This window comes from Caballeronia sp. M23-90, from assembly GCF_053574605.1.
The window spans coordinates 1-2,269 of sequence record NZ_JBSIPA010000699.1; the positions used below are offsets into that span (position 1 = coordinate 1).

Annotated in this window: 3 protein-coding genes and 1 pseudogene; all 4 read left to right on the plus strand. The window is 61.4% G+C overall.

From position 1 onward, the window contains the following. The coding region (locus ACRXB1_RS34815; RefSeq protein WP_449494627.1) for a CBS domain-containing protein at positions 1 to 438 on the plus strand (438 nt) is incomplete at its 5' end. Beyond that, positions 438 to 1,001, plus strand: coding sequence for a KdsC family phosphatase (locus ACRXB1_RS34820; RefSeq protein WP_086386421.1), 564 nt, complete (start codon positions 438 to 440; stop codon positions 999 to 1,001). The genes ACRXB1_RS34815 and ACRXB1_RS34820, both read left to right, overlap by 1 nt. Before the next feature lie 5 nt (positions 1,002 to 1,006). After that, positions 1,007 to 1,603, plus strand: coding sequence for an LPS export ABC transporter periplasmic protein LptC (lptC, locus tag ACRXB1_RS34825; RefSeq protein ID WP_061998372.1), 597 nt, complete (start codon positions 1,007 to 1,009; stop codon positions 1,601 to 1,603). 48 nt (positions 1,604 to 1,651) lie between these two features. Continuing rightward, positions 1,652 to 2,221, plus strand: a pseudogene (gene lptA, locus ACRXB1_RS34830) (lipopolysaccharide transport periplasmic protein LptA); the annotation flags it as partial. Positions 2,222 to 2,269 lie beyond the last annotated feature (48 nt).

The following is a 2,269-nucleotide window of genomic DNA, read 5'->3' on the forward strand; positions in this document are numbered from 1 at the left end:
TGCCCGGACGACTTCGCGCGCTCGCATCCTGGCGGCGCGCTCGGCCGGCGCCTGCTGACTTATGTACGCGACGTGATGCGCATCGGATCGGAAGTGCCGGTCGTGTCGCTCGACGCAACCGTGTCCGACGCCCTGTTCCAGATCACCGCGAAGCGCATGGGCATGACGGCCGTGGTCAACACGAAGAACCACGTCGAAGGCATTTTCACCGATGGCGACCTCCGCCGCATTCTCCAGCGCGATGGCGACTTCCGCGCGCTGCCGCTGGCGGACGTGATGACGCGTCATCCGCAAACCATCGGTCCGGACCATCTCGCGGTGGAAGCGGTGGAACTGATGGAGCGTTATCGCATCAATCAGATGCTGGTCGTCGATGAAAACGCGATTCTGATCGGCGCCCTGAACATGCATGACCTCTTTTCCAAGAAGGTAATCTGATGTCGACCTTGTCTTTCACGCCGGATATTGCCGCAACCGAAGACGCGCATGAGCGCGCGGGCCGCGTGAAGCTGATGATTTTCGACATCGACGGCGTTTTCACCGACGGCAGCCTCTTCTTCACCGCCGCCGGCGACGCCATGAAATCCTTCAATTCACTCGATGGCCACGGCGTGAAGATGCTGCAATCGGTCGGCGTGCAGACCGCGATCATCACCGGCCGCAACTCCGGCATTGTCGCGGCGCGCGCGGGCGAACTCGGTATCACGCACCTCCACCAGGGCGTCGCCGATAAAACCATCGCGCTCGCCGAACTCCTGCATACCACCGGCATCGCGGCGACTGAATGCGGCTACATGGGCGACGACTGGCCCGATCTCGCCGTCATGCGCCTGTGCGGTTTCGCCGCGGCGCCCGCCAATGCGCATGCGGAAGTGCTGCAGCGCGTGCACTTCGCGGCATCGAAACGCGGCGGCGAAGGCGCAGTGCGCGAAGTCTGCGACGCCATCCTGCGCGCGCAAGATCGTTATGACGGCCTGCTTGCAGCGGCTATGGGAGCCTGAAGATCATGGCGCGCCCGACCAAGCTCACTTCACTTTTGCCGCTCGTCGCCATGGCGGCGCTTGCCGGCATCACGTACTGGCTGCTGCAGGCCACGCTGCCGCCGGCGCAAACGCCCGAGCGTCCGAAAGAACACGCGCCCGACTATTTCGCCAATAATTTTTCCGTCTCCGAACTCGATACCACCGGCACGACGCAGTACCGGCTGACAGCCATATCGATGGTGCATTACGAAGACGACGAAAACAGCGATCTGGTGAAGCCCGCCATGCGCATGTTCCAGCCGCTGCGGCCAACAGTTACGGCGACTTCGGAGCGCGGGACGGTGAACGGCGATGTATCGATCGTCGATTTGTACGAAAACGCCCACCTGTTGCGCGTGGCCGGCTTTGGCGACCCGCAGATGACCGCGGATTCCGAGCACTTCCGGATCCTGGTGAACGACGATGTCATCGAAACAGAAAAGCCGGTTAAACTTCAGCGCGGTCCGTCGGTGATGACGGGCGACGGCATGAACTACAACAACGCGACCCGGGTAATGAAGCTCTTCGGGACGGTACGCGGCCAGATTGCCGCCTCAACCCTGAACAACTCGTCCAAATAAACCCGGCAGTTCCGACGAATTGCGCTTAATCCATTCAAGTGTGACTGCATGAACAAACCGTTTCTCCGACCCGAACCAGGCCGTCTGCGAGCAGCGCGCACTGCGTTTATGCGCCGCGCCGCAAGCCTCGTGCAATTCGGGATGGCGGCAGCCTGCGTGGCATTGCCGCTGGCAGGTTTCGCCCCAGCCGCACATGCCGAACGCGCCGACAGCGACAAACCGCTGAACATCTCGGCCGAAAACATGACCTATGACGACCTGAAGCAGGTCAACATCTTCACGGGTAACGTGGTCGCGACCAAAGGCACGATCATCATCAAGGCTGATCGCGTGGAAGTGACGCAGGACCCGCAGGGTTATCAGTACGCCACCGGCACGTCAACGGGCAACAATCTCTCGTATTTCCGCCAGAAACGCGACGGCCTGGATGAATACATCGAAGGCAATGCCGTGCGGATCGACTACGACGGCAAGCAGGATCTCACCACGCTCACCACGCGTGCGGTCGTGCGCCGCCTGGTCGGGCTGACCAAGATTCAGGACGAAGTGCACGGCAGCGTGATCACCTATGACGGGCAAAAGGACTTCTATACGGCGAAAGCCGGCAAGGACGTCGCGTTTCTGGCGGAAATACGAGAGATTGTTGCCCGTTGACGTGCCGGTGGA